Below are 23,349 nucleotides of genomic sequence, written 5' to 3' on the forward strand. Positions count from 1 at the left end.
CGCTTGGGGCCTACCCAAGCTTCGTTCCGCGCCTTGCTCGCGGGCTTTCTGGCCACAACGCGGCCCGCTGATGTGGCGCTAGCGGACCCTACCCGCGCCGGCGCGGCGAGCGCCAGTGGCGGATCAACAGCCAGGCGCCCAACATGCCGCCCAGGTGGGCGAAGTGGGCCACGTTGGGCGGGCCGAAATCGAATATGCGGGAGCCAAGGATGAGTTCCAGGCCGCCGAAGATCGCGACGAAGTACTTGGCCTTCATCGGGATGGGAGGGATCAGCGGCACGATGATGCGGTTGGGGAACAGCATGCCGAAGGACAGCAGCAGGCCGAAGATCGCGCCCGAGGCGCCTACCGTGGGCGAGTTGGCGTTCGTGACCCAGGTGAACAGCAACTGCACCAGTGCGGCGGTCAGCGCGCTGGCGATCAAGATCTGCAGATAGCGCTTGGGTCCCCAGACCCGCTCCAACTCGCCGCCGAACATCCACAGGCCGAGCATGTTGAACAGCAGATGCGTGAAGCTGCCGTGCAGGAAGACGTAGCTAAGCAGCTGCCAGGGCAGGAAGGCACCCGACTTCAGCGGCCACAGCTCGAACCACGGCGCCAGGAAGGGGAAAAGATAGAAAAAGCAGAAAGCACCGACGCAGGCCAGGATGAAGGCTTTGGTGACCGAAGGCAGCGGGGGCATGAGTCGCGCGGTTTGCGCCCGGGGAGGGCACCTGCACCAGGAGGGCCGGTGCTTACCGTTTTGAGTATGCCAGGGGTTGGCGTGCTGTTTCGTTTGGTGCCTCGGGCCGGACTCGAACCGGCACACCTTGCGGCGGGGGATTTTGAGTCCCCTGCGTCTACCGATTTCGCCACCGAGGCCCGTCGGAAACAGCTTTTCTCGCCGTTGCAGCGAGGGGCTGGATTATGCACTCGCTAAGGGTCGGTCTTTGATCGCGCTGCCACAATCGCCGCCATGAGCTATCCGACCCTCGAAGACGTCATCGGCGCCACGCCCCTGGTGAGGCTGCAGCGCCTGCTCGGCGCCGATGCGCGTGGCAACGTGATCCTGGCCAAGCTGGAGGGCAACAACCCGGCCGGCTCCGTGAAGGACAGACCCGCCATCAGCATGATCAAGCGTGCCGAGGAACGCGGCGAGATCAAGCCGGGCGACACGCTGATCGAGGCGACCTCGGGCAATACCGGCATCGCGCTGGCCATGGCGGCGGCCATCCGCGGCTACCGCATGGTGCTGATCATGCCGGAGGACCTCTCCATCGAGCGCGCCCAGACCATGAAGGCCTTTGGCGCCGAACTCATCCTGACGCCCAAGACCGGCGGCATGGAATACGCCCGCGACCTGGCCGAGCAGATGGCCGGCGAAGGCAAGGGCCGGGTGCTGGACCAATTCGCCAATGCCGACAACCCGCGCGCCCATTACGAGACGACCGGCCCCGAGTTGTGGCAGGACACGGGTGGGCGCATCACGCATTTCGTCAGCGCCATGGGCACGACGGGCACCATCACCGGCGTGTCGCGCTTCCTGAAGGAAAAGAACCCGGCCGTGCGCATCGTCGGCGCCCAGCCGGCCGAGGGCTCGCGCATCCCCGGCATCCGCAAATGGCCCGAGGCCTATATGCCCAAGATCTACGACCCGAGCGGCATCGACGAACTGGTGCTGGTGGGGCAGAGCGACGCCGAAGACATGGCGCGCCGGCTGGCCCGCGAGGAAGGCCTGTTCGCCGGTATCTCGGCCGCGGGCGCCTGCTGGGTGGCGCTGCAGATCGCGCGCCGCGTCGAGAACGCGACCATCGCCTTCATCGTCTGCGATCGTGGCGATCGCTATCTGTCCACGGGCGTGTTTCCTGCATGAAGCCTTACCGCTTCTGCCCGGACTGCGCGACCGAGCTGGCCCTCATCACGCAGGCCGAGGACGGTGGGGACAAGGAGCGCCTGCGCTGCCCGGCCTGCGGCTTCACGCACTGGAACAACCCGACGCCGGTGCTGGCCGCCGTCATCGAATGCACGGACCGCGAGGGCCAGGTGCTGCTGGCGCGCAATGCCGCCTGGCCGGGGCGCTTCTTCGGGCTGATCACGGGCTTCATGGAGTCCGGCGAGACACCCGAGGACGGCATCCGCCGCGAGATCGCCGAGGAGACCTCGCTGGAGGTCGATTCACTGAACCTGCTCGGCGTCTGGGATTTCCAGCGCATGAACCAGATCATCATTGCCTACCATGCGGCGGCGCGCGGCGACATCCGCCTGTCGCCCGAGCTGGCCGAGTACAAGCTGATCGCCCCCGAAGACGTGCGCTGCTGGCCGCAGGGCACGGGCCAGGCGCTGGCGACCTGGCTGCGGTCAAAGGGCATCGAACCCCAATGGCTCGACCTCAAGCGAGAATGACGCCATGGACGTCCAACGCGAGATCGACACCCGGGGCCTGAACTGCCCCTTGCCCATCCTCAAGGCCAAGAAGGCGCTGGCTGAGATGCAAAGTGGCGAGCTGCTGCGGGTGGTCGCAACCGACCCGAGCTCGACGCGCGACTTCCAGGCCTTTGCACGCCAGACGGGCAATGAACTCGTGGCCCAGGAAACCCGGGCCGACGAGTTCATTCATGTGCTGCGCAGACGCTGAGCAGGCCCTGGTCAGTTGAGGACAGAGCTACTCGCTGCGCTCGGTCGGTCTGTCCCGCAAAGCCTTAGAGATTCAGGCCCTGCAGGAATTCCTTGAAGCCCGGGCCCAGTTGCGGGTGGGCCAGGGCCAGTTCGACATTGGCCTGCAGAAAGCCTTCCTTGCTGCCGCAGTCGTAGCGCTTGCCGTCGTAGCGGTAGGCGAACACCTTTTCACGGCGCAGCAGGCCGGCGATGCCGTCGGTCAGCTGGATCTCGCCACCCACGCCGCGCGGCTGGTTGGCGATCTCGTGGAAGACGCCGGGCGTCAGGATGTAGCGGCCGGCCACGCCCAGGCGTGACGGTGCGTCTTCCGGAGCCGGCTTCTCGACGATGCGGTTCACGTCCATCAGCTGGTCGTTGACGTGGGTGCCGGCGACGATGCCGTAGCGGCGGGTGTGTTCGGCCGGCACTTCCTGCACGGCCAGGATGGAGGCACGCCAGTCGGCGAACTGCTCGACCATCTGCTTGAGGATGGGGGTGTCGCCGACCATCAGGTCATCGGCCAGCAGCACGGCGAAGGGCTCGTTGCCCACCAGGCGCTGGCCGCACAGCACGGCGTGCCCGAGGCCCAGGGCCTGGGCCTGGCGCACATAGATGCACTCCATGTCATCGGGCTTGACCGAGCGCACGACGTCCAGCAGATCCTGCTTGCCCGCCTGCTCCAGCGCGACCTCGAGCTCGAAGGTCATGTCGAAGTGATCCTCGATGGGGCGCTTGTGGCGGCCGGTCACGAAGATCATCTCGCGCACGCCGGCGGCATAGGCTTCTTCGACCGCGTACTGGATCAGCGGCTTGTCGACGACCGGCAGCATCTCCTTGGGCTGGGCCTTGGTGGCCGGCAGGAAKCGCGTGCCGAGGCCCGCGACCGGGAAGATGGCTTTGGTGATCGGCGATTTGGGCGAAGAGGCCATGAACGTAAACTCGTTTGACGGGGGGCGCGCGGATTTTGTCACGCGGGGCATGACGGTCAGCGTAGGACGCCCTCCCTATCCCAAACATGACAGTCCTGATCCTGGAACCGTTGGAAGCCGAGGTCGTGCAGTGGCTGGCCGAGCGCCACGACGCCCGCTTTGCGCCTGAACTGGTAGGCGATCCGGAAGGCCTGATCGAGGCCTTGCAGGATTCACGCGCCCTGGTGGCGCCGCCTGAAGTGCGCATCGACGCCGAGCTGCTGCGCGGCGCGCCAGGCTTGCGTGCCATCGGCCGCGCCAGTGGTGGCGCCGAGAACATCGACATCGAGGCCTGCCGCAAGGCGGGCGTGGAGGTCGTGCGCTCCCAGTCCTCCACGGCCAGCGCCGAGGCGGAATTCGTCGTCGGCGCGCTGCTCAGCCTGCTGCGCCGTGTGCCCATCGAGGGCAGCGACGGCCTCAAGGTGGGACGCGAGCTGGGTTGTTCGACCATCGGCGTGCTGGGCCTGACACCCACGGCCCAGGTGCTGACCCAGTTGCTGCATGCCTTCGGTTCTCGCGTCGTCGGCTACGACCCGGGCCTGCATCCGAGCGATGCGACCTGGGCGCGCTGGGGCATGGACTCGGTTTCCCTGAGCGAACTCGTCGAGCACAGCGACGGCCTGGTGCTGCTTCAGCCCTATTTCCCGCGCTTTCGGGGCCTCATCGGCGACCGGCAGCTGGAGAACGTGCGGGTGGGTCAGGTGCTGGTCGGCCTGAGCCAGTCGGGCGTCGTCGACGAGGCGGCGCTGGGCCGGGCCCTGCGCAACGGCAAGCTGCGCGCAGCCTGGTTTGACAGCCTGGAGCCGGGCTGGCTGGAGGCGGGCCGACCCCTGCATGGCCTCTCGACGCTGCAAGTCACGCCGCGGCTGGCGGGCACGACGCGGGAGTCGCGCGTGCGCGCCGCATGGGCGGTGGCGCGCGGCCTCGACGAGCTGCTGGGCGCGCCGCCCAAGGGCAAGAAGAAGACGGCCTCGAAGAAGGCCGTCGACCACTACTGAGCCGGAATCAGGCGGGGAGACGTGCCAGCTGCTCGCGCAGGCGGGCCACGGTTTCCTTGAAGCCGGCCACGCGGGCGCGCTCCTGCTCGACAACGGCGGCCGGGGCGCGGGCGACAAAGCTCTCGTTGCCCAGCTTGGCTTCGGCCTTGATGATCTCGCCTTCCAGGCGGGTCGCTTCCTTGGTCAGGCGGGCGCGTTCGGCCTCGACGTCGATCTCGACCTTCAGCGCCAGCCGGGCCGCGCCGTGCACCAGCACGGGCGAGGTGGCGCTCTGCCTAGCGAACTCGGCGTCATCGGCAATCAACTCGACGGCGCTGAGCTTGGCCAGCACCTTGAGCACGGCCGCCGCCTCGGTCATGAAGGACAGATCGCCGCCCACCAGCAGCGGCACGCGGTCGCTCGGGCTCAGGGCCATCTCGCCGCGCAGGCTGCGCGTGATGCCGACCACTTCCTTGAGCTGGGCCATCCAGGCATCGGCCTTGGCATCGATGCGCTCCGGCTGGCTGACGGGGTAGGGCGCCTGGCCGATGAAGTCGGTCGCCTTGCGGCCGGCCACGGGCGCGACGGTCTGCCACAGCTCCTCGGTGATGAAGGGCGCGATGGGGTGCAGCAGGCGCAGCGTCGTTTCCAACACGCGGATCAGTGTGCGGCGCGTGGCGCGCTGCTCGGCCTCGCCGCCGGTCTGGATCTGCACCTTGGCGATTTCCAGGTACCAGTCGCAGTACTCGTCCCAGACGAAGCTGTAGACGCTGTTGGCGACGTTGTCGAGGCGGTACTCGGCAAAGCCCTGGGCTGCGGCGGCTTCCACGCGCTGCAGTTCGCTGGTGATCCAGCGGTCGGCCTGCGAGAACTTGTTGTAGCCGGGTGGGCAGGCGCCCTGGTCGTGGGCGAGGCCGCAGTCCTGGCCCTCGGTGTTCATCAGCACGAAGCGCGTGGCGTTCCAGAGCTTGTTGCAGAAGTTGCGGTAGCCCTCGCAGCGCTTGGTGTCGAAGTTGATGTTGCGGCCCAGGCTCGCGTACGACGCCATCGTGAAGCGCAGCGCGTCGGCGCCATAGGCAGGCATGCCTTCGGGAAATTCCTTCTTCACGCGGGCGGCCACCTTGGGCGCCGTCTCGGGCTTGCGCAGGCCCTGCGTGGATTTCTGGATCAGCGTGTCGAGGTCGACACCCTGGATCAGGTCCACCGGGTCCAGCACATTGCCCTCGCTCTTGCTCATCTTCTGGCCCTGCGAGTCACGCACGAGGCCGTGGATGTAGACGTCCTTGAAGGGCACCTGGCCGGTGAAGTGGGTCGTCATCATGATCATCCGGGCGACCCAGAAGAAGATGATGTCGTAGCCGGTGACGAGCACGGAGGACGGCAGGAAGAGCTCCTGCTCCAGCGTCTTCTGCGGCCAGCCCAGCGTCGAGAAGGGCACCAGCGCCGAGGAGTACCAGGTGTCCAGCACGTCGGGGTCGCGCGTCAGCTCGCCCAGGTAGCCGGCAGCCTTGGCGCGGGCCTGGGCTTCGTCCTCGCTGCGCGCGACGAAGAGCTCGCCGCCCGTGCCATACCAGGCCGGGATCTGGTGGCCCCACCACAGCTGGCGCGAGATGCACCAGTCCTGCAGATTGCCCATCCAGTGGTTGTAGGTGTTGACCCACTGCTCGGGGTGGAACTTGACGGCGCCGGTCTCGACGGCCGCGATGGCCTTGTCGGCAATGCTCTTGCCATCGGCGCTCGGCTTGGTGACGGCAACGAACCACTGGTCGGTCAGCATCGGTTCGATGACCTGGCCGGTGCGCTCGCAGCGCGGCACCTGCAGCTTGTGCTTCTTGACCTCGACGAGCAGGCCTTGCGCCTCGAGGTCGGCCACCACGCGCTTGCGGGCGACGAAGCGGTCTAGGCCGCGGTAGGTCTCGGGGGCGTTGTCGTTGATCTTGGCCTGCAGGTCCAGCACCGCGATCATGGGCAGCTTGTGGCGCTGGCCGACGGCGTAGTCGTTGGTGTCGTGGGCCGGCGTGACCTTGACGACGCCGGTGCCGAACTCGCGGTCCACATAGTCGTCGGCGATCACGGGAATCTCGCGGTCCGTCAGCGGCAGCTTCACGAGCTTGCCGATCAGCGCGGCATAGCGCTCATCCTCGGGGTGGACCATGACGGCCGTATCGCCCAGCATGGTCTCGGGGCGGGTCGTGGCGACCACCAGCGAGCCGGAACCGTCCGCCAGCGGATAGCGGATATGCCACAGCGAGCCGTCTTCCTCTTCGCTCGTCACTTCCAGGTCCGACACGGCGGACTGCAGCACCGGGTCCCAGCTCACCAGTCGCTTGCCGCGGTAGATCAGGCCTTCCTCGAACAGGCGCACAAAGGTCTCGACGACGACGCCCGAGAGCTTCTCGTCCATCGTGAAGTACTCATGGCCCCAGCTCACCGAGTCGCCCAGGCGGCGCATCTGGCCGGTGATGGTGTTGCCGGATTCCTGCTTCCAGTCCCAGACGCGGGCGACGAAGTTCTTGCGGCCCAGGTCGTGGCGGCTCTGGCCGGCGGCCTGCAGCTGGCGCTCGACGACGATCTGCGTGGCGATGCCGGCGTGGTCGGTGCCGGGCACCCACAGCGTGTTGTGGCCCAGCATGCGGTGGTAGCGCGTCAGCGAGTCCATCACCGTCTGGTTGAAGGCGTGGCCCATGTGCAGCGTGCCGGTGACGTTCGGCGGCGGCAGCTGGATGCTGAAGGAGGGCTTGGCCTGGTCCAGGGTCGGCTCATAGAGGCCGGCGGCTTCCCACTTGGGGCCCCAATGGGCTTCCAGGGCGGCGGGTTCGAAGGACTTGGCGAGTTCGGTCATGGTGGTCTAAAGCCAACGGGGCGACCCCTTGCGGAAGCCGCCCCGTAGATGGGCTGTGGGATGCGACGATTGTCCTATATGCGCCGCGGCCTCCGACTCAGGCGCGCTTGCGGCGGCGCGCGAGCAGGCCGACGATGGCCAGGCCGGCTGCCAGCAGGCCCGCCGTTTGAGGCTCAGGCACCGGCGCCATCGGCACCGCGTTGGCGTAGACATAAACGCCAGTCTGCAGATAGCCCTGCGCGGCCGTCTCCCCCGGGTTGATGATCGATGCCCGCAGCTGGGCAGGCAGGTTCGAGACCATGGTGCCGCCGTAGGAAGCAAAGCTTGCCGAGCTGTGGTCGCTGGATGATTCGTCGGCGAGCCACGCGTGCAGGTAGGTGCTGCCGCCCGCCCCCTCCATCGCACCAGTAGTCGCCTGGATGGAGGGGCGGTCGGCGGTGATCACGAGCATCGTGTGAGGCGTCAGCGTGAACTTGGCGTACTGGTCGGCGTTGGCGTCGAGCTGCACGCCGGCGCTCGTCGCGGTGAGCTCAGCGGTTGCGGACCATCCCGGGGCGGAAAGCAGCGAGCCGGCCAGACTCTGCAGCGACGCGGAATGGCCACTGGTGCCGTTGGTCGCGAGGCTGAGAGCGGCGCCCACTGTCCAGGTGGTCGCGGTGAGATAGGGTTGGTGGTTCGGGCTGTTGAATGCGGCATACACATCCATATAGGTCAGTCCCCAGTCGAAACTGATGCCCGGTGCGACACCGTCGGACAAGTCCAGGTCGATAAGCTGGACCTGGACCTGGACGTTGGCGATGGTGGCGGTGGCTGTGGCCGCATGGGCCGTAGCGATGGCCAAGAGACCCAAAACCGTCATACCGACGGCGCGCGCGATGAGGTGTCGCAAGACGTGCTCCCTTTGAATTCCGAATTCCTTGCCGCCTCGGCGGGCGGCTCCAATGTCGCGCCGCGAGTGTGGCAAGGTGAAGCGCCTCGATCGGGACCCTGCCCCCCATGGTTGCGGGGGCAGGGAGTTACTCATTGACCCGCGCCTCCTCGGCGCCGTCAGCGCGTCAGCAGCTTCAGTTGCAGCGGGCTGCCCGCACCGAAGTCCAGTGCCATGTCGAAGCGCTCGCCGGCGCGCACCGGCGGGCCGTAGAGGCTGTCCTGGGTGTCGAAGACCAGCACCAGGCGGTGGCCGGCCGGCACGTCGTAGCCGGTGGCGACCATGTCGAAGCTGAAGTCCTGCGACTGGCCCGGCGTGGCCGCATGCACGGCGCGGGCGCCATGGGTGATCAGCGTGCCGAAGCCCACCAGGTCGACGTCATAGAGATAGGCCACCAGCATGCCGCGCTTCTGCGACGGGACGGCCTTCAGCTTGAGCGTCGGTGCACCGCGCAGCTTCAGCGGCTGGCTCAGCCAGGGCCCTTCGTAGCGCACGCCGAAGGCCGGCAGCACCGTGGCCATCTGGTTGATGACGGGCAGGCCGACGCTTTCGGCCAGCGGCGACAGCACGGGGATGGGCCCGGTGGTGGCCGTGGTGTCCAGTGCGTTGCCGATGCTGTCGCGGCCGCTGGCGCTGCGGATGCCGGTCTGCAGCTCGCCCGTGATGCCGCGCCAGCACAGGCAGGAGAGCTCCCACCGCACCGCGCCGCGCGGCGTGATCTGGTAGTCCAGGTTGCGCAGCTCGGGCGCCGGCCAGGTCGACAGCGTCTCGCGGTAGCTCGCGAATTTGGGTTGCAGCGACACCTTGGGCTCGTTCTCGATGCCGTTGGGCTGGCCCTTGAGCCAGCGGTCGAACCAGCGGTGGGCCTGGTCCCAGATGGTGTTGTCGACGTCGAACAGCGCGCCGGGGATCTCGGCCGAGGCGTGGATGCCGGGCTGCAGCATCAGTTTCTTGGGGCCGGTCAGCTGGCTGAACAGGGCCAGCGACGAGTTGGGCGAGAACATGTCGTCCTGCCAGTTTTTGCCGATGAAGACCGGCGCGCCGTGCTGGTTGATGGCGGCCACCACACTGGCGGGCGAGCGCGGCCAGCCCCAGGCGGTGATCTCGGCGAGCTTGGACGCCGGCGTGTCGGGGTTCTGGATGGCGGCGTTGTACTCGGCCACGATGGGATCCAGCCGGCCGGTGAGTTGACCGGAGATCTGCAGGATGTCCAGCCAGGTCGGGTTGGGCACCTGGTTGCGGTACATCTGGTCGAGCAGCGTCGCCCAGCCGGACAGCGCCACCGCGGTCTTCAGCCGCGGCTCGTTGCCCAGGGCCAGCAGGGACAGGCCGGCGCCGTAGGAGATGCCGGCAGCGCCCACGCGGGCCGGGTCGGCCGGCGTCTGGGCCAGGGTCCAGTCCAGCACACCGCTGACGTCGGCCACGTCCACCGGGCCGGCCACGCCGATGGTGCCCTCCGAATCCCAGAAGCCGCGCGCCGTGTAGGCCACGGCGATATAGCCGTCGCGCGCCAGGCGCTGCTGCTGGCCCAGGTATTCGAAGAAATCGGCCACCGCCCAGCTGGTGACGAAGATCACCGTCGGATATTTGGTGGCCGAGCCGCTGCTGGCGCCGGCGGGCAGGAAGACGTTGGCGGCCAGGCGCACGCCGTCCGGGCGCGTGACCTTCAGGCCGTTGAGGAAGCAGGTGCCATCCCGCGGCGAGATCACGCCGAACAGGGCCAGCGGTGTGGTGTAGGTGGCGGCTTCCAGCGGCGTGGCGGCACGGCAGCTCAGGTTGGCGGCCTGGGCATTGCCCAGACCGAAGGCCAACAGGCCGCCAATGAAGGCGGCTCCCCGAGCGGCTTGGCGCCAGCCCTTTATCGAAACGTTCATGGGTGTCTCCGTCGGGGGTGGAATGAAGACGGTCGGCATCCCCGATAAAAGCACGACCGTTCGTTTTATTTTTCGGGGTCAGGGCCTGCCGCCGCTTGGGGAAATCCCGCCCGCCACGCTTGACGTTGTGAGCGGGGTACGTTCCTGCGGGTTTGGGGAGGGTGAGCTGCCGCCAAGCCGTGCTAACGGGTCCCGCGGACGAAACAAAACGAAACCCGGCGATACCGCGTCGAGATGCTCTGCACAGTGCTAACCGCAATCATGAGTGCCATCCCAACCACCGGGCCTCGAGCGCCCTCGGAGCACACCATGAACTTTTTTCGTCGCTGGCACGCCCACCACGAATTTCGCCACCACTTTGGCCACGGCCACCATGGCCATCATTTCGGCCGCCATGCTGATGGCTTTGCCCACCTCCTCCTCAACCGAATCGGTGCCAAGCTGGACCTGGACGACGAGCAGCAGCGCCGGCTCGCGGCCTGGCTCGAGCAGCTCCAGCACCAGCGCGACACGATGAGGGGCCTGGCGCGCGGCCCCGAGGTGGCCGGCCTGTTCGCCGGCGAGCAGTTCGCCCGTGAACCGGCGCAGCAGTTGCTCGACGCCAAGCTGGACGCGTTGCGCGCCGCCGGCCCCGGCCTCGTCACGGCCTTTGCCGACTTCTTTGACTCGCTCGACAACGAACAGCGCCAGGCGCTGCGCTTCATGATGCGGCGCTTCGGCCGCCATGAACGAGATGCCGCGTGATGGACGTCCACTGCGGCAAGCAGCCCCGCGGGCACTTCGTGCCGCACATCGACCGCAACCGCTGCGAGGGCAAGGGCGACTGTGTCGCCGTCTGCCCCTTCAACGTCTTCACGCTGGGCAAGCTGCCGTCCGAACAGCGCCAGGCCTTGAGCTTGTTCGGCAAGCTCAGGGGCATGGCGCATGGCTGGGAGCAGGCCTTCACGCCCAATGCCGCCGCCTGCGAGGCCTGTGGCCATTGCGTCAGTGCCTGCCCGGAGAAGGCCATCACCCTGGTGCGGGCCAAATAATGCGATATGCACCGACTGCTGCTGATTGACGACGACGAGGCCCTGGCCGGGCCGCTGATGCAATACCTCGCCCGCTTCGATCTCCAGCTCGAAGCCGTCACCCGACCCAGCGCGGCGTTGGCGCGGCTCGCGGCCGAGCGTTTCGATGCGCTCATCCTCGACGGCATGCTGCCCGAGATGGACGGCTTCGAGTTCTGCAGGCGCCTGCGCGCCGGCAACGACGCCTGGTGCGACATGCCCATCCTGATGCTGACGGCGCGTGGCGACCTGACCGACCGCGTCGTCGGCCTGGAGCTGGGTGCCGACGACTACCTGCCCAAGCCATTCGAGCCGCGCGAGCTGGCGGCCCGGCTGCAGACCATCCTGCGCCGCACACGCTTTGCGCCAGCGGCCGCGCCCGTCGTGGCCCAGCCCGCGAGCAAGCTCTGCTTCGAGGGCCTGGAGATCGACGCCTCGCGCCGCGAGGTGAAGTGCGCCAACGGTCTCATCGAGCTGACCGGCACCGAATACGAACTGCTGCTCATGCTGGCCCGCGAACCGGGCAAGGTCTTCTCGCGCGACGACATCCTGAACCGCCTGCGCGGCCAGGAGGCCGAGCTCTTCACGCGAGCGGTCGACATCCTCGTCAGCCGGCTGCGCCGCAAGCTGGAACCCTTGGCCGCGCTGAAGACGCTGCGCAACGCGGGCTACTGCTTCGCGCTGCCGGAGAAATCGTGAGACACCACCCCTACGACCACCGCTGGCGCGAGCGCTGGGACCGCAAGCAGAAGAAGCGCGCCCAGCGCATGACGCGCGACTGGGAATACCGCTGGCGCGTGCGGCACCGCTGGCACCAGCGCTGGCACCGCCACCACGCCCACTTCAAATACTCGCTGGGCGCGCGGCTGATCGCCGTCTTCATGGTGCTGGCCTGCACCAGCAGCGTCATCCTTTGGGCGTGCATGGGCAGCGCCTACGGGCTGGTGTGGGCCGTGCCCGCGCTGCTGGTCGTCACAGGGATCGCCTTCAGCATCATCCGCCACATGGTGCAGCCTTTGCATGCGCTGGCTCTCGGGGCCGAGGCCTTCCGGCGCGGCGAGTTCTCGCACCGCGTGCCCGTCATCCATGGCGACGAGATCGGCGACCTGGCGTTGCGCTTCAACCAGATGGCGGCTGACATCCAGGCCATGCTGGACGGCAAGCGCGCCTTGCTGCTGGCCATGAGCCACGAACTGCGCAGCCCGCTGACGCGCGCCCGCCTGCACGCCGAGCTGGTGGGCGAGGGTGAGTCGCGCGATGCGCTGCTGGACGAGCTGGCGCAGATGCGCGACCTCATCACGGCCTTGCTGGAAAGCGAGCGGCTGGGCAGCGGCCACAGCGCGCTGCAGCTGTCGGATTGCGACCTCGGCGCGCTGGCGCAGGAGCAGGCCCAGCCCGGTGTGGAGTTGCATATCGAGCCCGATCTGCCGCCGCTGAGGCTGGACCGGCTGCGTGTGCAACTGTGCCTGCGCAACCTCGTGCAGAACGCGCTGCGCCACAACGATGCGACCCGTGGCGCCGTGCAGCTCCGCCTTGCTCGCGAGGGTTCAGGTGTGCGTCTGACCGTGCGCGACTTCGGCCCTGGCGTGCCGCCCGAGTCCCTGCCGCAACTGGGCCAGCCCTTTTACCGGCCGGATGCGGCCCGCACGCGGCACGACGGTGGCATGGGCCTGGGCCTGTGCCTGTGCCGCCTGGTGGCCGAGGCGCATGGTGGCAGGCTGGAACTGCGCAATGCCGAACCGGGCTTCGAGGCCTCGGTGCGCTTCAGCTAGGCTGGCGATCGAACCAGGGCTGTGCGGCTTCCAACTCGGCGGCCAGTTGCAGCAACAGGCCTTCCTCGCCCGGTGCCGCATTGAACTGCACGCCCAGCGGCAGGCCGTCGGCCGTCCAGTGCAGCGGCAGCGAGAGGGCCGGCGTGCCGGTCAGGTTGGCGAGCTGGGTGAAGGGTACGTGGCGCAGGCTGTCGGTCGCCATCTGCTGCACGACGCCGTCGAGCAGCCCGGCGCGCTTGAGCAGGCCCAGCAGGCCCGAGGCGCGCAGCGCGCCCAGCACGGCGATCTGCAGCGGCGGCGGGTCGCCGGTGCCGTGCAGCACGGGCGGCGAGGCCAGCGTTGGCGTCAGATAGAGGTCGTAGCGCGCATGCAGGGCGGCGAGGCTGCGTGCGTAGTCGTTCCAGCGCAGCAGCTCCAGCGTCAGCCGCTCGGCGCTGGTGGCGCGGCCGAGCGTGGCGATGAGCCGGGTCAGCGGCTCGAAGTCGGCCTCGCGGCCGCCCAGCGCAACGGCGCGGCTCATCGCGGCCGGCACCTGGCCGAAGTAGATGTGCAGAAAGCTGTTGGCCAGCGCGCGGCCGTCGATGTCCGGGCTGGCCGGCTCGACGACATGGCCAAGGCGTTTCAGCAGCGCGACGGTGCGCTCCACAGCGATGCGAGCTTCGTCGTGTACCGGCTCACCGATAGGCGAATCGGCGCACCAGGCGATGCGCAGCCGGCGAAGCGGCGAGCGCAGCTGATCCACGAAAGGGGTGCCCGGCGCGGGCAGGGCGACCGGGTCGCCGGGCTCGGGGCCGCTGAGGATGTCCAACGCCAGCGCGGTGTCGCGCACGCTGCGCGAGACGACGCCCTCGCTGCAGGCGCCGAACCAGACTTCGCCGGCCCCCGGGCCTACCGATACGCGGCCGCGCGAAGGTTTCAAACCCACCAGCCCGCAACAGGCCGCCGGAATGCGGATGGAGCCGCCGCCGTCGTTGCCCGCAGCCATCGGCACGACACCCGCCGCGACGGCCGCCGCCGAGCCACCGCTGCTGCCGCCCGGCGTGCGCTTCAGGTCCCAGGGGTTGCTGCTGCGGCCAAAGGCCAGCGGGTCGGTGACGCCCTTGAGGCCCAGCTCCGGCGCATTGGTCTTGCCGAAGATGACGAGGCCGGCGTCGAGCAGGCGCCGCACGGCATGGGCATGCTCGCGCGACGGCGGCAAGGAGGCGAGGGCGCGGCTGCCCCAACTGGTGGGGACGCCGGCGTAGTCCTCGGCCACGTCCTTGATGAGACAGGGCACACCGGCCAGCGGGCCGGTGCCGACGCCGCGCGCCAACTGGGCGCGGGCTTCGGCCTCCATCAGCCGGCAGACGGGGTTGAGTCGGGGTTGGACGTCGGCCAGTCGCGTCAGGGCCAGGTCGAGCAGGGTTGGCGCATCAACGCGGCCGGCGGCCCCCTCGGCGGCAAGCGAGGTCGCGTCATGGCGGCGGTAGGTGGCGAAGTCCATGCGAGCCCTCCCTGGACGAGCTGTCGCCGGCCCTGTGGGCCCGGATTGTCAGCGCCGGCGGCGGCTCAGCGCGCCCAACCCCGCCAGCCCGGCCAGCAACAGGCCGGCGGAGGCCGGCTCGGGCACGGCAGTGGCCATCCCTTGTACCGACGAGACGGAGTACGCGTATGCAGTTCCCATCAGCTGGTCTTGCGCCGACTCGTTGGAGAGACTGACCAGGAGTTGACTCGTGCCGTCAATCTGAGTCACGCCCAGCGGGCTGAGCCAAGCGACTTGCTGGGCAGAACGATAGATGGAGAAGTCCGCGGTCTGCAATGAGATGCCCACGTCAGCCCGTGCGGATTCCCCCGCCGCGCCGCCACTGGCAACACTTGCATCGCCGAGCAGCAGCAACTGCGTATGGGGTGCCAGCACGAAATTCACGTTGAAGACTTGCACCGAGCCCCGCGCAGAGTTGCTGTCGCCCCATGCCTGAGCGCTGGTCGAGGCAGCAACACCCGAGCCGAGGACATCGCCCGCGAAGAGAGTGCCCGAGGCGAAGGAACTGCCGGTCTGCGACGTCAGCGGACCGAGCCCCAACCCCATGGAGGTCAGGCGCCACATCCAATCGGGATTCGGCCCATTGATGCCCTTTGTCTGCGTATCAATGCCGGCGCCACCGAAATTGGTGAAGGTGATTCCCGCCGCGATGCCGTCGTTCAGGTCGAGATCAACCACCGTGAAGTGGATGGTGCTCATGGCAGCAGTTGCCGTGGCCGCGGCGGCATGGCCGGCGACTGCCGACAGAACCGCTGCAGCCAGACCCGTAGCTAGTTGACGATGGATTCCCATCATTTCCTCCCTTGTTGTTGAGTGCGGCGCACTTTACGGGGAATGGAACTGACGGCGGGAGAGCGTCCCGGGAATCTGGGGCGGGCTTACCCGACGAGGGTTACGCAGGGTCCGACTGCCAACTCTGGGCAGACCAGCACCCGTGGAAGGTGCATCCACGGGCGCTCCGGCGTTTGGTCGCTTACATGAAGAGATGCTCACCGGCGTTCTGGCTTCGCCGGAATGCGGGCCTCGCACTGCGCGCGAGGTGCTCCCCCGCGTTCTGCAGGTGATCACATGAACAAATGTTCGCCCGCATTCTCACCACCCAGGATGACGTAGTTCACCTTGCGCAAGTCCGACAACTGCGTGCCGCCCGCATACGAGATCGAGCTCTGCAGGTCTTCCTGCATCTCGCGCAGCGTGTCGGCGAACTTGCCCTTGACCGGCTCCAGGATGCGCTTGCCCTCGACATGGCGGTACTCGCCCTTGTTGAAGTCGCTCGCCGAGCCGTAGTACTCCTTGTAGAGCTTGCCGTCGACCTCGACGGTCGTGCCGGGCGACTCTTCATGGCCGGCGAACAGCGAGCCGATCATCACCATGGCAGCGCCGAAGCGCACGCTCTTGGCGATGTCGCCATGGTGGCGGATGCCGCCATCGGCCACGATGGGCTTGGTGGCGACGCGTGAGCACCACTTCAGCGCCGACAGCTGCCAACCACCCGTGCCAAAGCCGGTCTTCAGCCGCGTGATGCAGACCTTGCCGGGGCCGACGCCGACCTTGGTCGCGTCCGCGCCCCAGTTCTCCAGGTCGATGACGCCCTCGGGCGTGCCGACATTGCCGGCGATGACGAAGGTCTCAGGCAGCCTTTGCTTGATGTGGCCGATCATGCGCTGCACGCTCTCGGCATGGCCGTGGGCGATGTCGATGGTCAGGTAATCGGCGCCGACGCCCTCGGCCGCGAGCTTGTCGACCAGTTCGAAGTCGGCCGGCTTCACGCCCACGCTCAAGCTGACGAGCAGGCCTTTATCGCGCATGTCCTTGGCATAGGCCAGGCTGTCGAGGTCGAAGCGGTGCATCACGTAGAAGTAGCCCTCGCGGGCCAGCAGCTCGGTGATGGGCTCGTCCACCACGGTCTTCATGTTGGCGGGCACGACCGGCAGCTTGAAGCGGTGTGGGCCGAACTGCACGGAGGTGTCGCAGTCGGAGCGGCTTTCCACGCGGCAACGGCGGGGCAGCAGCAGGATGTTGTCGTAGTCGAAGATTTCCATGATTCAAGTTCACAGTTGCGGCGCGCGTTCATGCAGTGCGTGCCTGGGCTGCGAGCGCTTGACTTGGCTCTGCCGGCTGTTCCGCCCGCTTTTGCAGCGGGCAAAAAAAACCGGACGCCAAAATTTGGGCCCGGTGATTGATTCTACGCAGTTGGAGCGGCCAATGAGGCCAGGCCGTAGTGAACCCCCAGACCGCGTGCCAATGCCGCCTTGACCATGGTGTCCGCGCCCGCCGATTCGCCGCCGATGCGCAGCAGCAGATCGCAGCGTTCCAGCAGGGCCTGGGCATGGGGGTGGAAGTAGCGATCCCAGACCGCGTCACCGCGCTGTCCGCCTGCCGCCTCGATCAGCGGCAGCGTGACCCATTCGCCCAGCAGCGGTAGGTGGCCGCGGACAGCGACCTGCACGGCGGCGTCCTGCATGGCCCTGACGTTGGCGGCGATGGCGTCCTCGCGGTCGCCGGTGCCGCTGCGGTAAGGCCCGGCGATGAAGACGAGCAAGGGGCCCTGGCGCGGCGGCGGCCCGAAGACATGGCGCTCGGCCCAGCGCAGCAGCATCAGGGTCTTGGCATCGACGATCTCGCCGGCCTCGACCTGGCGCATGGCTTCGTCGAAGCCGATCTCGAAGCGGGCAATATCCTCGCCCTCCTCGACAAGTCCGCCACCCTCACCGACGAGATCGCCGTCTTCGTACTCCGCGGCGAAGAAGTGCAGCTTCTCCGTCACCGAGCCCGGGCTCATGTAAGCCTCGAACAGCGGCTGCACCTGGCGCAACTTCACGCCCGCCTCCTGCTCGGCCTCGGCGCGGATGCAGCTCAGCGGGTCGGCCTCGTCCAGCAACCCGGCCACGGCTTCGACCATCAGCTGCTGCCAGCCGTTCACGAAGACCGGATAGCGGAACTGCCGCGTCAGCAGCACGCGGCGGCGCTGTCGCTGGTAGAGCAGGATGCAGGCGCCATTGCCGCGGTCATAGGTCTCGCGGTCCTGGGTCTGCCATTGGCCATCGCTGCGCAGGAATTCGAAGCGCGTGGTCTTCAGCGTGTACCAGTTGTCGGACAGCAGGCGCTCCTGCCGGACGCGCACGCGCTCGTGCAGGGGCAGGTCGGTGATGCGTGTTTCGGTCGGTGATTGCATGTTGTTTCCTGATTTGAAAATAAATCATGCACAATCACGCAAAACCATGCAAGCCCGCAGATGCTGACCGAACAACGCCACCTGGCCATCCTGGATGAGTTGCAGCGCAGCGGCCGTGTGCTGGCACGCGAACTGGCCGAGCGCCTGCAGGTGTCCGAGGACACCATCCGCCGCGACCTGCGCGATCTGTCCTCCCGCGGTGCGCTGCAGCGCGTGCATGGCGGGGCGCTGCCGGTGTCGCCGGCCCTGGCCAACCTGGCGCGGCGCAGCGTCATTGCCGTGGACGAGAAGCAGGCGCTCGGCCGCCACGCCGCGTCGCTGATCGCCGATGGCCAGCTCGTCTTTGTCGACGGCGGCACCAGCACCCTGGCCATGGTCCGGCAGCTGCCGGCCACGCTGCGCGCGACGGTGGCCACGCACAGCCCCGTCATCGCGGCGGCGCTGATCGAGCATCCGACGGTGGAAGTGCTGATGCTGGGCGGTCGCCTCTTCAAGCATTCCGGCGTGGCCGTCGGCGCGGGCGTGGCCCAGGCCATCCAGGCGCTGCGGGCGGACTGCTATTTCCTGGGTGTGACGGGTGTGCAGGCCGAGTTCGGCCTGTCCACCGGCGACGCCGAGGAGGCCCAGGTCAAGGCCCTGTTGATGGCCAGCGCCGCCGAGACCGTGCTGATGGCCAGCAGCGACAAGCTCGGCAAGGTCTCGCCCTACCGCGTGGCGCCGCTGTCGGGCCTGGGCACGCTGCTCGTTACGCCCCAGGCCGATGCGGCCCAGCTGGACGTGCTGCGCCGGCCAGGCCTGGAGATCGTCAGCGTCAGGGGTGGCTGAAGAACTTGCGGTGGATGCGCCGCGTCGTCTGCCAGACGACCAGCAGCACGATGGGAATGGCTGCCCCAGCCGCCAGCTCCGGCTGCACCGGCAGCCAGCCTTCGGCCTTCAGGGCCTTGAAGAAGTAAAGCAGCAGGCTGACGACGTAATAGGTGATGGCCGCGATGGACAGGCCCTCGACGGTCGCCTGCATGCGCAGCTGCGTGCGCTGGCCGCTGTTGAGCTGGGCCAGCAGCTGCTGGTTCTGCGCCTCGGTAGCGATGTCGACGCGCGTGCGCAGCAGGGCGCTGGCGCGTGAGATGCGCTGCGACAACCCGGCCAGCCGCTGCGCCGTCGCATTCACGGTGGCCATGGCGGGCGACAGGCGGCGCTGCATGAATTCGCCCAGCGACTGCGTGCCGGCCACCTTGCCCTCGTGCAGTTCGGTGATGCGCTGCTCGACGATGGCCTGGTAGGCCTGGGTCGCGGCAAAGCGGTATTGGTGCGAGGCCGTCGCATGCTCGATGCGGGCGGCGGTCGAGATCAGGTCGTCCAGCAGCTCGGCTTCCGACGCGCCGCGTTTTTCCAGCCGCGCGGTGATGCTGGCCAGTGTCGCCTCCACCTCGGCGAGTGTCGCGCCCAGCGACTTGGCGGCGGGCAGGCCGCGCAGGGCCATCAAGCGGTAGGTCTCCAGCTCCAGCAGGCGCTGGCAGATGCGGCCGGCGCGGGTCTCGGGCGTGCCGGGTTCGGCCAGCACCAGGATGTGCTCGAAGCCGGTGGCGCGCAGGCAGAAATCGGTCACCACCAGCGAATGCCCGCCCATGGTCGAGGCGACCACGGCGTGGGCGCCGAACCAGGCCCGGGCCTCGGCCAACGCACTGGGCGCGAAGGTCAGCGGCCGCTCGATCATGACCAGCTTGATGGCCGCGAAGGTGCGGCCCGGGATGCGGGCCAGCCAGTCGGTGGCGACGCGCAACGTCAGTGCATCCAGGGTCTGCGCGCTGGGCTCGGCGTCGGCCGGCAGGGGCTGCACGACCGCGTAGCGCGTGAACTCGGCATGGCGCTCCCATTTCAGCGAGAACTCGCCGCAGCGCAGGCGCAGGAAGTTGGCGCCCAGCGCTTCCAGGGCCAGCTCATGCTGGCCCGGCAGTTGGCGCAGGTGGGCATGTTCATCGGCGCGCGTGACGCCATCGTTCAGCACGGCGATGTGCACGATGACGGCCGGCAGGCGGATGCGCGCCGGCGGCCGGGCATGCACCTCGTTGTGCAGGGCCAGGCGCAGCGCGTCGTCGGGGGGGAGCAAACTGTCTTCGTGCATGGGTCCCCAGGCTAGTGCTTAGATGGTGCACCAGCATGGCTCTATAAAATTTCAGGCTTCGTACATCAGCAGGGCGTCCTCCTCATGCAAGCTTCATTCCCGGCCGTGGTCATCAGCGGCACCGGCCTGTACCGCCCGCCCCATGTCATCACCAACGCCGAGCTGGTCGAGGCCTTCAACGCCTACGCCGACCTGCAGAACGCCGAGCACGCGACGGCCATCGCGGCCGGCGAGCGCGCCGCGTTGACACACTCCAGCGTCGAGTTCATCGAAAAAGCCTCGGGCATCAAGCAGCGCTATGTCATCGACAAGGCCGGCGTGCTCGACCCGACGCGCATGTACCCGCGCTTCACGCCGCGCGGTGACAACGAGATCTCGCTGATGGCCGAGATCGCTGCCGATGCGGCTCGCCAGGCCCTGGCGCAAGCGGGCAAGACGGGCGCCGACATCGACGCCGTGCTGTGTTCCAGCGCCAATATGCAGCGTGCCTATCCCGCCATGGCGGTCGAGATCCAGCAGGCGCTGGGTGCCGGTGGCTACGGCTTCGACATGAACGTGGCCTGCTCCTCGGCCACCTTCGCGCTGGAGCAGGCCTTCAACGCCGTGCGCTCGGGCGCGTCCAAATGCGTGCTCGTCGTCAACCCCGAGATCACGTCGGCCCACCTGGAATGGCGCGACCGCGACTGCCACTTCATCTTCGGCGACGTCTGCACAGCCGTCATCGTCGAGCGGGCGGAGGACGCCACCAGCGCCGACCAGTGGGAGATCCTCGGCACCCAGCTCGCCACGCAGTTCAGCAGCAACATCCGCAACAACTTCGGCTTCATGAACCGCGCCGAAGACCGCGACCCCAGCGACCGCGACCTGACCTTCTGCCAGGAGGGCCGCAAGGTCTTCAAGGAAGTCGTGCCCATGGCTGCGGCCCATATCGAGGCCCATCTGGCCAAGCTGGGCCTGGAGCCGACCCAGATGCGCCGCTACTGGCTGCACCAGGCCAACCAGGGCATGAACCAGCTCGTCATCAAGAAGCTGGTGGGAGCGGACGCCGGCAGCGAGATCGCGCCGCTGATCCTGGACGAGTACGCCAACACCGCGTCGGCCGGTTCCATCATCGCCTTCCACCATCACCGTGGCGACCTGAAGGCCGGCGAAGCGGGCGTCATCTGCTCCTTCGGCGCCGGCTATTCCATCGGCAGCGTCGTCGTGAAGAAGCGCTAGAAACGCAGCGAAAGCCCCACCGTCCACGCCCAATCCGGCGTGTGGTGGTTCAGGCCGCGAAACACGGCCGTGTCGAGCTGAGCGTCGCCCGTGAGCTGCCAGGCCAGCCCCGTGCCGGCCGTGACGACATTGCCGCCGTTGCGCGCCGACGCGATCTGCTGGCCGGCAATCTCGGCAAAGCCGTGCAGCTTGTCGCCCAGCGGGATGCCGAGACTGGCCGACAGCAGGGCCCCCGTGTAGCGTTGGTCGGTGTCATTGCGATCGATGAAGACACCGGTCATCGTGCCGAGCGAATAGCCCGCCGGCAGCTCCCACTGGGCCAGAAAGCTCAGGCCGGGCCGCAGGCCATGACCTTTGAACGGCCCGCTGCCGGTGGKTGTCTGCACTTCGAACAGCCAGCCCAGGCCGGGTTTGGCCTCGTCGCCATCCTGCATCTGCCATTTGAAGCCGACCGCCAGGTCCCCTCGGCCGCTGGCGCCCGGGTTGCGCTGGCGCAGCACCCCGTCGGTCTCCAGCCGCAGCTCCAGGTCATGGCCGACACCCAGACGCAGCAGCGTCGGCGTCGAGCGCAGCCGGGTCGACGCATCACGCTGCCAGGCGCCGCTGGCCTCGATCTGCAAGCGCCCCGCGGCCATCACGTCGGGGCCGTTGGTGAAGTCGGGCCGGTCCGGCGAGATCGCGTCGTCGGCATGGGCGGCCGTGCAGGCGGCCAGGAGCAGCAGGGCAAGTCTCATGCCGAGGGACTCTAGCGCTGCGCTATCGTGACGGGCATGTCTTCCCTTTCATTTTTCTGGCACGACTACGAGACCTTTGGCCGCGTACCGCGCCGTGACCGCCCGGCCCAGTTCGCCGGCCTGCGCACCGACGCCGAGCTCAACGAGATCGGCGAGCCGCTGATGCTGTACTGCCAGCCGGCGCCCGACTATCTGCCCGACCCCGAGTCCTGCCTGCTGACCGGCATCCTGCCCCAGCACTGCCTTCAGCAGGGTGTGCCCGAGCACGAATTCGCTGCCGCCATCGAGACCGTGCTGGCCCTGCCAGGCACGGTGGGCGTGGGCTACAACTCCATCCGCTTCGACGACGAGGTGACCCGCCACCTGTTCTGGCGCAACCTCATCGACCCCTATGGCCGCGAGTGGCAGAACGGCTGCGGCCGCTGGGACCTGCTGGACGTCGTGCGTTGCGCCTATGCGCTGCGGCCCGACGGCATGGCATGGCCCAAACACGAGGACGGCCGACCCAGCTTCAAGCTCGAGCACCTGACCATTGCCAACGGCGTGGCCCATGAAGCGGCGCACGATGCGCTGTCGGATGTGCGCGCCACCGTGGCGCTGGCGCGCAAGCTGCGCCAGGCCCAGCCCAAGCTGTGGGACTTCTGCGTCAAGCTGCGCACCAAGCAGGCGGTGTGGGATGAAATCGGTACGGCCAAGCCCTTTCTGCACATCTCCGGCATGTACGGCCCCGAGCGCGGCTGCATCGCCATGGTGTGGCCGCTGGCGCCGCACCCGACGAACAAGAACGAACTCATCGTCTGGGACTGCTCGGCCTCGCCCGAAGAACTGCTGACGCTGAACGCCGCGGCCATCCGCGAGCGCATGTTCACCAAGCAGGAACTGCTGCCCGAAGGCGTCACGCGGCTGCCGGTCAAGACCATCCACGTCAACAAGAGCCCCATCGTCATCGGCAACCTGAAGACCCTCAGCCCCGCGATGGCCGAGCGTTGGGGGCATGACACCGAGGCCCAGCTCGCCAACGCGAAGCTGCTGGCCGAGAAGGGCAGGCTGCTGGATGGCCTGTGGGCCGATGTCTTCCAGCGCGAGCCCTTTGCGCCGGCCGACGTGGATGAAGACCTCTACGGCGGCTTCATCGGCAACGAAGACCGCCGCGCGCTGAACCGGGTGCGCACGACGGCGCCCGAACAGCTCGCCGAACGCGTCGCCCAGGGCAAGCTGGCCTTCCAGGACGGGCGACTGGACGAGCTCGTGTTCCGCTGGCGCGCCCGCAACTTCCCGCAGAGCCTGTCGACCGACGAGACCGAGCGCTGGCAGGCCCATCTGGCCGCGCGGCTGCACGAAGGCGAGGGCGGGGCGCAGACGCTGGCGGCCTTCATGGAACGCATCGACCAGCTGGGCGAGGCCGCCGACGAGCGCGGCGAGGCCATCCTGTCGGCCCTCTACGACTACGCCGAGCAGATCGCGCCCTGAGCCGTCCTCAGACTTGGTGAGGCAGCCGGGGGCGGCTTGACGGCACCATGCGGGATCTTCCTTC

At 68.1% G+C, this 23,349-nt stretch carries 21 protein-coding genes, 1 tRNA gene and 1 pseudogene; 11 read left to right on the plus strand and 12 right to left on the minus strand.

Annotated features, from left to right (window positions below; genetic code table 11):
• Positions 1-88: 88 nt before the first annotated feature.
• A complete protein-coding gene (locus AC1D2H_RS28340; protein WP_477932225.1) occupies positions 89-682 on the minus strand; it encodes a rhomboid family intramembrane serine protease in 594 nt (197 codons plus the stop codon).
• 94 nt (positions 683-776) lie between these two features.
• A tRNA-Leu gene (locus AC1D2H_RS28345) sits at positions 777-861 on the minus strand.
• A 94-nt stretch (positions 862-955) separates the two neighbouring features.
• Here AC1D2H_RS28345 and cysM point away from each other — a divergent pair.
• Genes cysM through AC1D2H_RS28360 form a run of 3 tightly spaced genes read left to right on the plus strand, consistent with a single transcriptional unit; the run spans position 956 to position 2,614 of the window.
• Positions 956-1,852: a cysteine synthase CysM gene (gene cysM / locus AC1D2H_RS28350; RefSeq protein WP_477932227.1), complete on the plus strand. Its 897-nt coding sequence runs from the start codon at positions 956-958 to the stop codon at positions 1,850-1,852.
• Positions 1,849-2,382 carry an NUDIX domain-containing protein gene (locus AC1D2H_RS28355; protein WP_477932229.1) on the plus strand — a complete coding sequence of 178 codons (534 nt, stop codon included), beginning with the start codon at positions 1,849-1,851 and terminating at the stop codon, positions 2,380-2,382. Before cysM ends, AC1D2H_RS28355 begins: the two co-directional genes overlap by 4 nt.
• 4 nt (positions 2,383-2,386) lie before the next feature.
• Complete coding sequence (locus tag AC1D2H_RS28360) at positions 2,387-2,614, plus strand: sulfurtransferase TusA family protein (protein WP_057299823.1); 228 nt, start codon at positions 2,387-2,389, stop codon at positions 2,612-2,614.
• Positions 2,615-2,678: 64 nt separating this feature from the next.
• Here AC1D2H_RS28360 and galU read toward each other — a convergent pair whose 3' ends face one another.
• A complete protein-coding gene (galU, locus tag AC1D2H_RS28365; protein WP_477932231.1) occupies positions 2,679-3,563 on the minus strand; it encodes a UTP--glucose-1-phosphate uridylyltransferase GalU in 885 nt (294 codons plus the stop codon).
• An 86-nt stretch (positions 3,564-3,649) separates the two neighbouring features.
• Here galU and AC1D2H_RS28370 point away from each other — a divergent pair, with 86 nt between their 5' ends.
• Positions 3,650-4,600 carry an NAD(P)-dependent oxidoreductase gene (locus tag AC1D2H_RS28370; RefSeq protein WP_478013198.1) on the plus strand — a complete coding sequence of 317 codons (951 nt, stop codon included), beginning with the start codon at positions 3,650-3,652 and terminating at the stop codon, positions 4,598-4,600.
• A 7-nt stretch (positions 4,601-4,607) separates the two neighbouring features.
• Here AC1D2H_RS28370 and AC1D2H_RS28375 read toward each other — a convergent pair whose 3' ends face one another.
• From AC1D2H_RS28375 to AC1D2H_RS28385, 3 genes are all read right to left on the minus strand, one after another.
• On the minus strand, positions 4,608-7,421 hold the full coding sequence (locus tag AC1D2H_RS28375; protein ID WP_478013199.1) for a valine--tRNA ligase: 2,814 nt from the start codon (positions 7,419-7,421) through the stop codon (positions 4,608-4,610).
• Between the two features lie 97 nt (positions 7,422-7,518).
• Positions 7,519-8,310: a PEP-CTERM sorting domain-containing protein gene (locus AC1D2H_RS28380; RefSeq protein WP_478013200.1), complete on the minus strand. Its 792-nt coding sequence runs from the start codon at positions 8,308-8,310 to the stop codon at positions 7,519-7,521.
• A 158-nt stretch (positions 8,311-8,468) separates the two neighbouring features.
• Positions 8,469-10,223: a CocE/NonD family hydrolase gene (locus AC1D2H_RS28385; RefSeq protein WP_478013201.1), complete on the minus strand. Its 1,755-nt coding sequence runs from the start codon at positions 10,221-10,223 to the stop codon at positions 8,469-8,471.
• A 309-nt stretch (positions 10,224-10,532) separates the two neighbouring features.
• Between AC1D2H_RS28385 and AC1D2H_RS28390 the strand changes: the two genes are divergently transcribed.
• The 4 genes from AC1D2H_RS28390 to AC1D2H_RS28405 are packed head-to-tail and all read left to right on the plus strand — an operon-like array spanning position 10,533 to position 13,044.
• Positions 10,533-10,967, plus strand: coding sequence for a Spy/CpxP family protein refolding chaperone (locus tag AC1D2H_RS28390; RefSeq protein WP_477932240.1), 435 nt, complete (start codon positions 10,533-10,535; stop codon positions 10,965-10,967).
• Entirely contained in the window at positions 10,967-11,254 is a 288-nt protein-coding gene (locus AC1D2H_RS28395; RefSeq protein ID WP_477932373.1) for a 4Fe-4S dicluster domain-containing protein, read from the plus strand. The genes AC1D2H_RS28390 and AC1D2H_RS28395 overlap by 1 nt, the downstream gene beginning before the upstream one ends.
• 6 nt (positions 11,255-11,260) lie before the next feature.
• Positions 11,261-11,971 (plus strand): response regulator transcription factor, encoded by a 711-nt coding sequence (locus AC1D2H_RS28400; RefSeq protein ID WP_478013202.1) that lies wholly within the window; start codon positions 11,261-11,263, stop codon positions 11,969-11,971.
• On the plus strand, positions 11,968-13,044 hold the full coding sequence (locus tag AC1D2H_RS28405; protein WP_478013203.1) for a HAMP domain-containing sensor histidine kinase: 1,077 nt from the start codon (positions 11,968-11,970) through the stop codon (positions 13,042-13,044). Before AC1D2H_RS28400 ends, AC1D2H_RS28405 begins: the two co-directional genes overlap by 4 nt.
• Here AC1D2H_RS28405 and AC1D2H_RS28410 read toward each other — a convergent pair.
• The 4 genes and pseudogenes from AC1D2H_RS28410 to AC1D2H_RS28425 form a co-directional block, all read right to left on the minus strand.
• The gene (locus AC1D2H_RS28410) at positions 13,037-14,527 is read right to left on the minus strand and encodes an amidase (RefSeq protein WP_478013204.1); all 1,491 of its coding nucleotides are present in this window, start codon (positions 14,525-14,527) and stop codon (positions 13,037-13,039) included. The genes AC1D2H_RS28405 and AC1D2H_RS28410 overlap by 8 nt on opposite strands.
• Before the next feature lie 48 nt (positions 14,528-14,575).
• The gene (locus AC1D2H_RS28415) at positions 14,576-15,265 is read right to left on the minus strand and encodes a VPLPA-CTERM sorting domain-containing protein (RefSeq protein WP_478013205.1); all 690 of its coding nucleotides are present in this window, start codon (positions 15,263-15,265) and stop codon (positions 14,576-14,578) included.
• A 365-nt stretch (positions 15,266-15,630) separates the two neighbouring features.
• A complete protein-coding gene (locus AC1D2H_RS28420) occupies positions 15,631-16,608 on the minus strand; it encodes a GMP reductase (protein WP_477932250.1) in 978 nt (325 codons plus the stop codon).
• 530 nt (positions 16,609-17,138) lie between these two features.
• A pseudogene (locus AC1D2H_RS28425) lies at positions 17,139-17,741 on the minus strand (NUDIX domain-containing protein); the annotation flags it as partial.
• A 60-nt stretch (positions 17,742-17,801) separates the two neighbouring features.
• Here AC1D2H_RS28425 and AC1D2H_RS28430 point away from each other — a divergent pair.
• Positions 17,802-18,566, plus strand: a complete 765-nt coding sequence (locus tag AC1D2H_RS28430) for a DeoR/GlpR family DNA-binding transcription regulator (RefSeq protein WP_478013206.1) — start codon at positions 17,802-17,804, stop codon at positions 18,564-18,566.
• Here the strand turns inward: AC1D2H_RS28430 and AC1D2H_RS28435 are convergent.
• Positions 18,553-19,863 carry a DUF3422 family protein gene (locus AC1D2H_RS28435; protein ID WP_478013207.1) on the minus strand — a complete coding sequence of 437 codons (1,311 nt, stop codon included), beginning with the start codon at positions 19,861-19,863 and terminating at the stop codon, positions 18,553-18,555. The two genes, AC1D2H_RS28430 and AC1D2H_RS28435, sit on opposite strands and share 14 nt — an antisense overlap.
• A gap of 84 nt (positions 19,864-19,947) precedes the next feature.
• On the opposite strand from AC1D2H_RS28435, the gene AC1D2H_RS28440 reads away from it, so the two are divergent.
• Entirely contained in the window at positions 19,948-21,081 is a 1,134-nt protein-coding gene (locus tag AC1D2H_RS28440) for a beta-ketoacyl-ACP synthase III (RefSeq protein ID WP_478013208.1), read from the plus strand.
• Here the strand turns inward: AC1D2H_RS28440 and AC1D2H_RS28445 are convergent.
• On the minus strand, positions 21,078-21,815 hold the full coding sequence (locus AC1D2H_RS28445) for a transporter (protein ID WP_478013209.1): 738 nt from the start codon (positions 21,813-21,815) through the stop codon (positions 21,078-21,080). The genes AC1D2H_RS28440 and AC1D2H_RS28445 overlap by 4 nt on opposite strands.
• Before the next feature lie 36 nt (positions 21,816-21,851).
• Between AC1D2H_RS28445 and sbcB the strand changes: the two genes are divergently transcribed.
• Complete coding sequence (gene sbcB, locus AC1D2H_RS28450) at positions 21,852-23,285, plus strand: exodeoxyribonuclease I (protein ID WP_478013210.1); 1,434 nt, start codon at positions 21,852-21,854, stop codon at positions 23,283-23,285.
• Positions 23,286-23,349: the final 64 nt, after the last annotated feature.

The sequence above is a fragment of the Roseateles sp. P1_C1_2 genome (assembly GCF_056406535.1).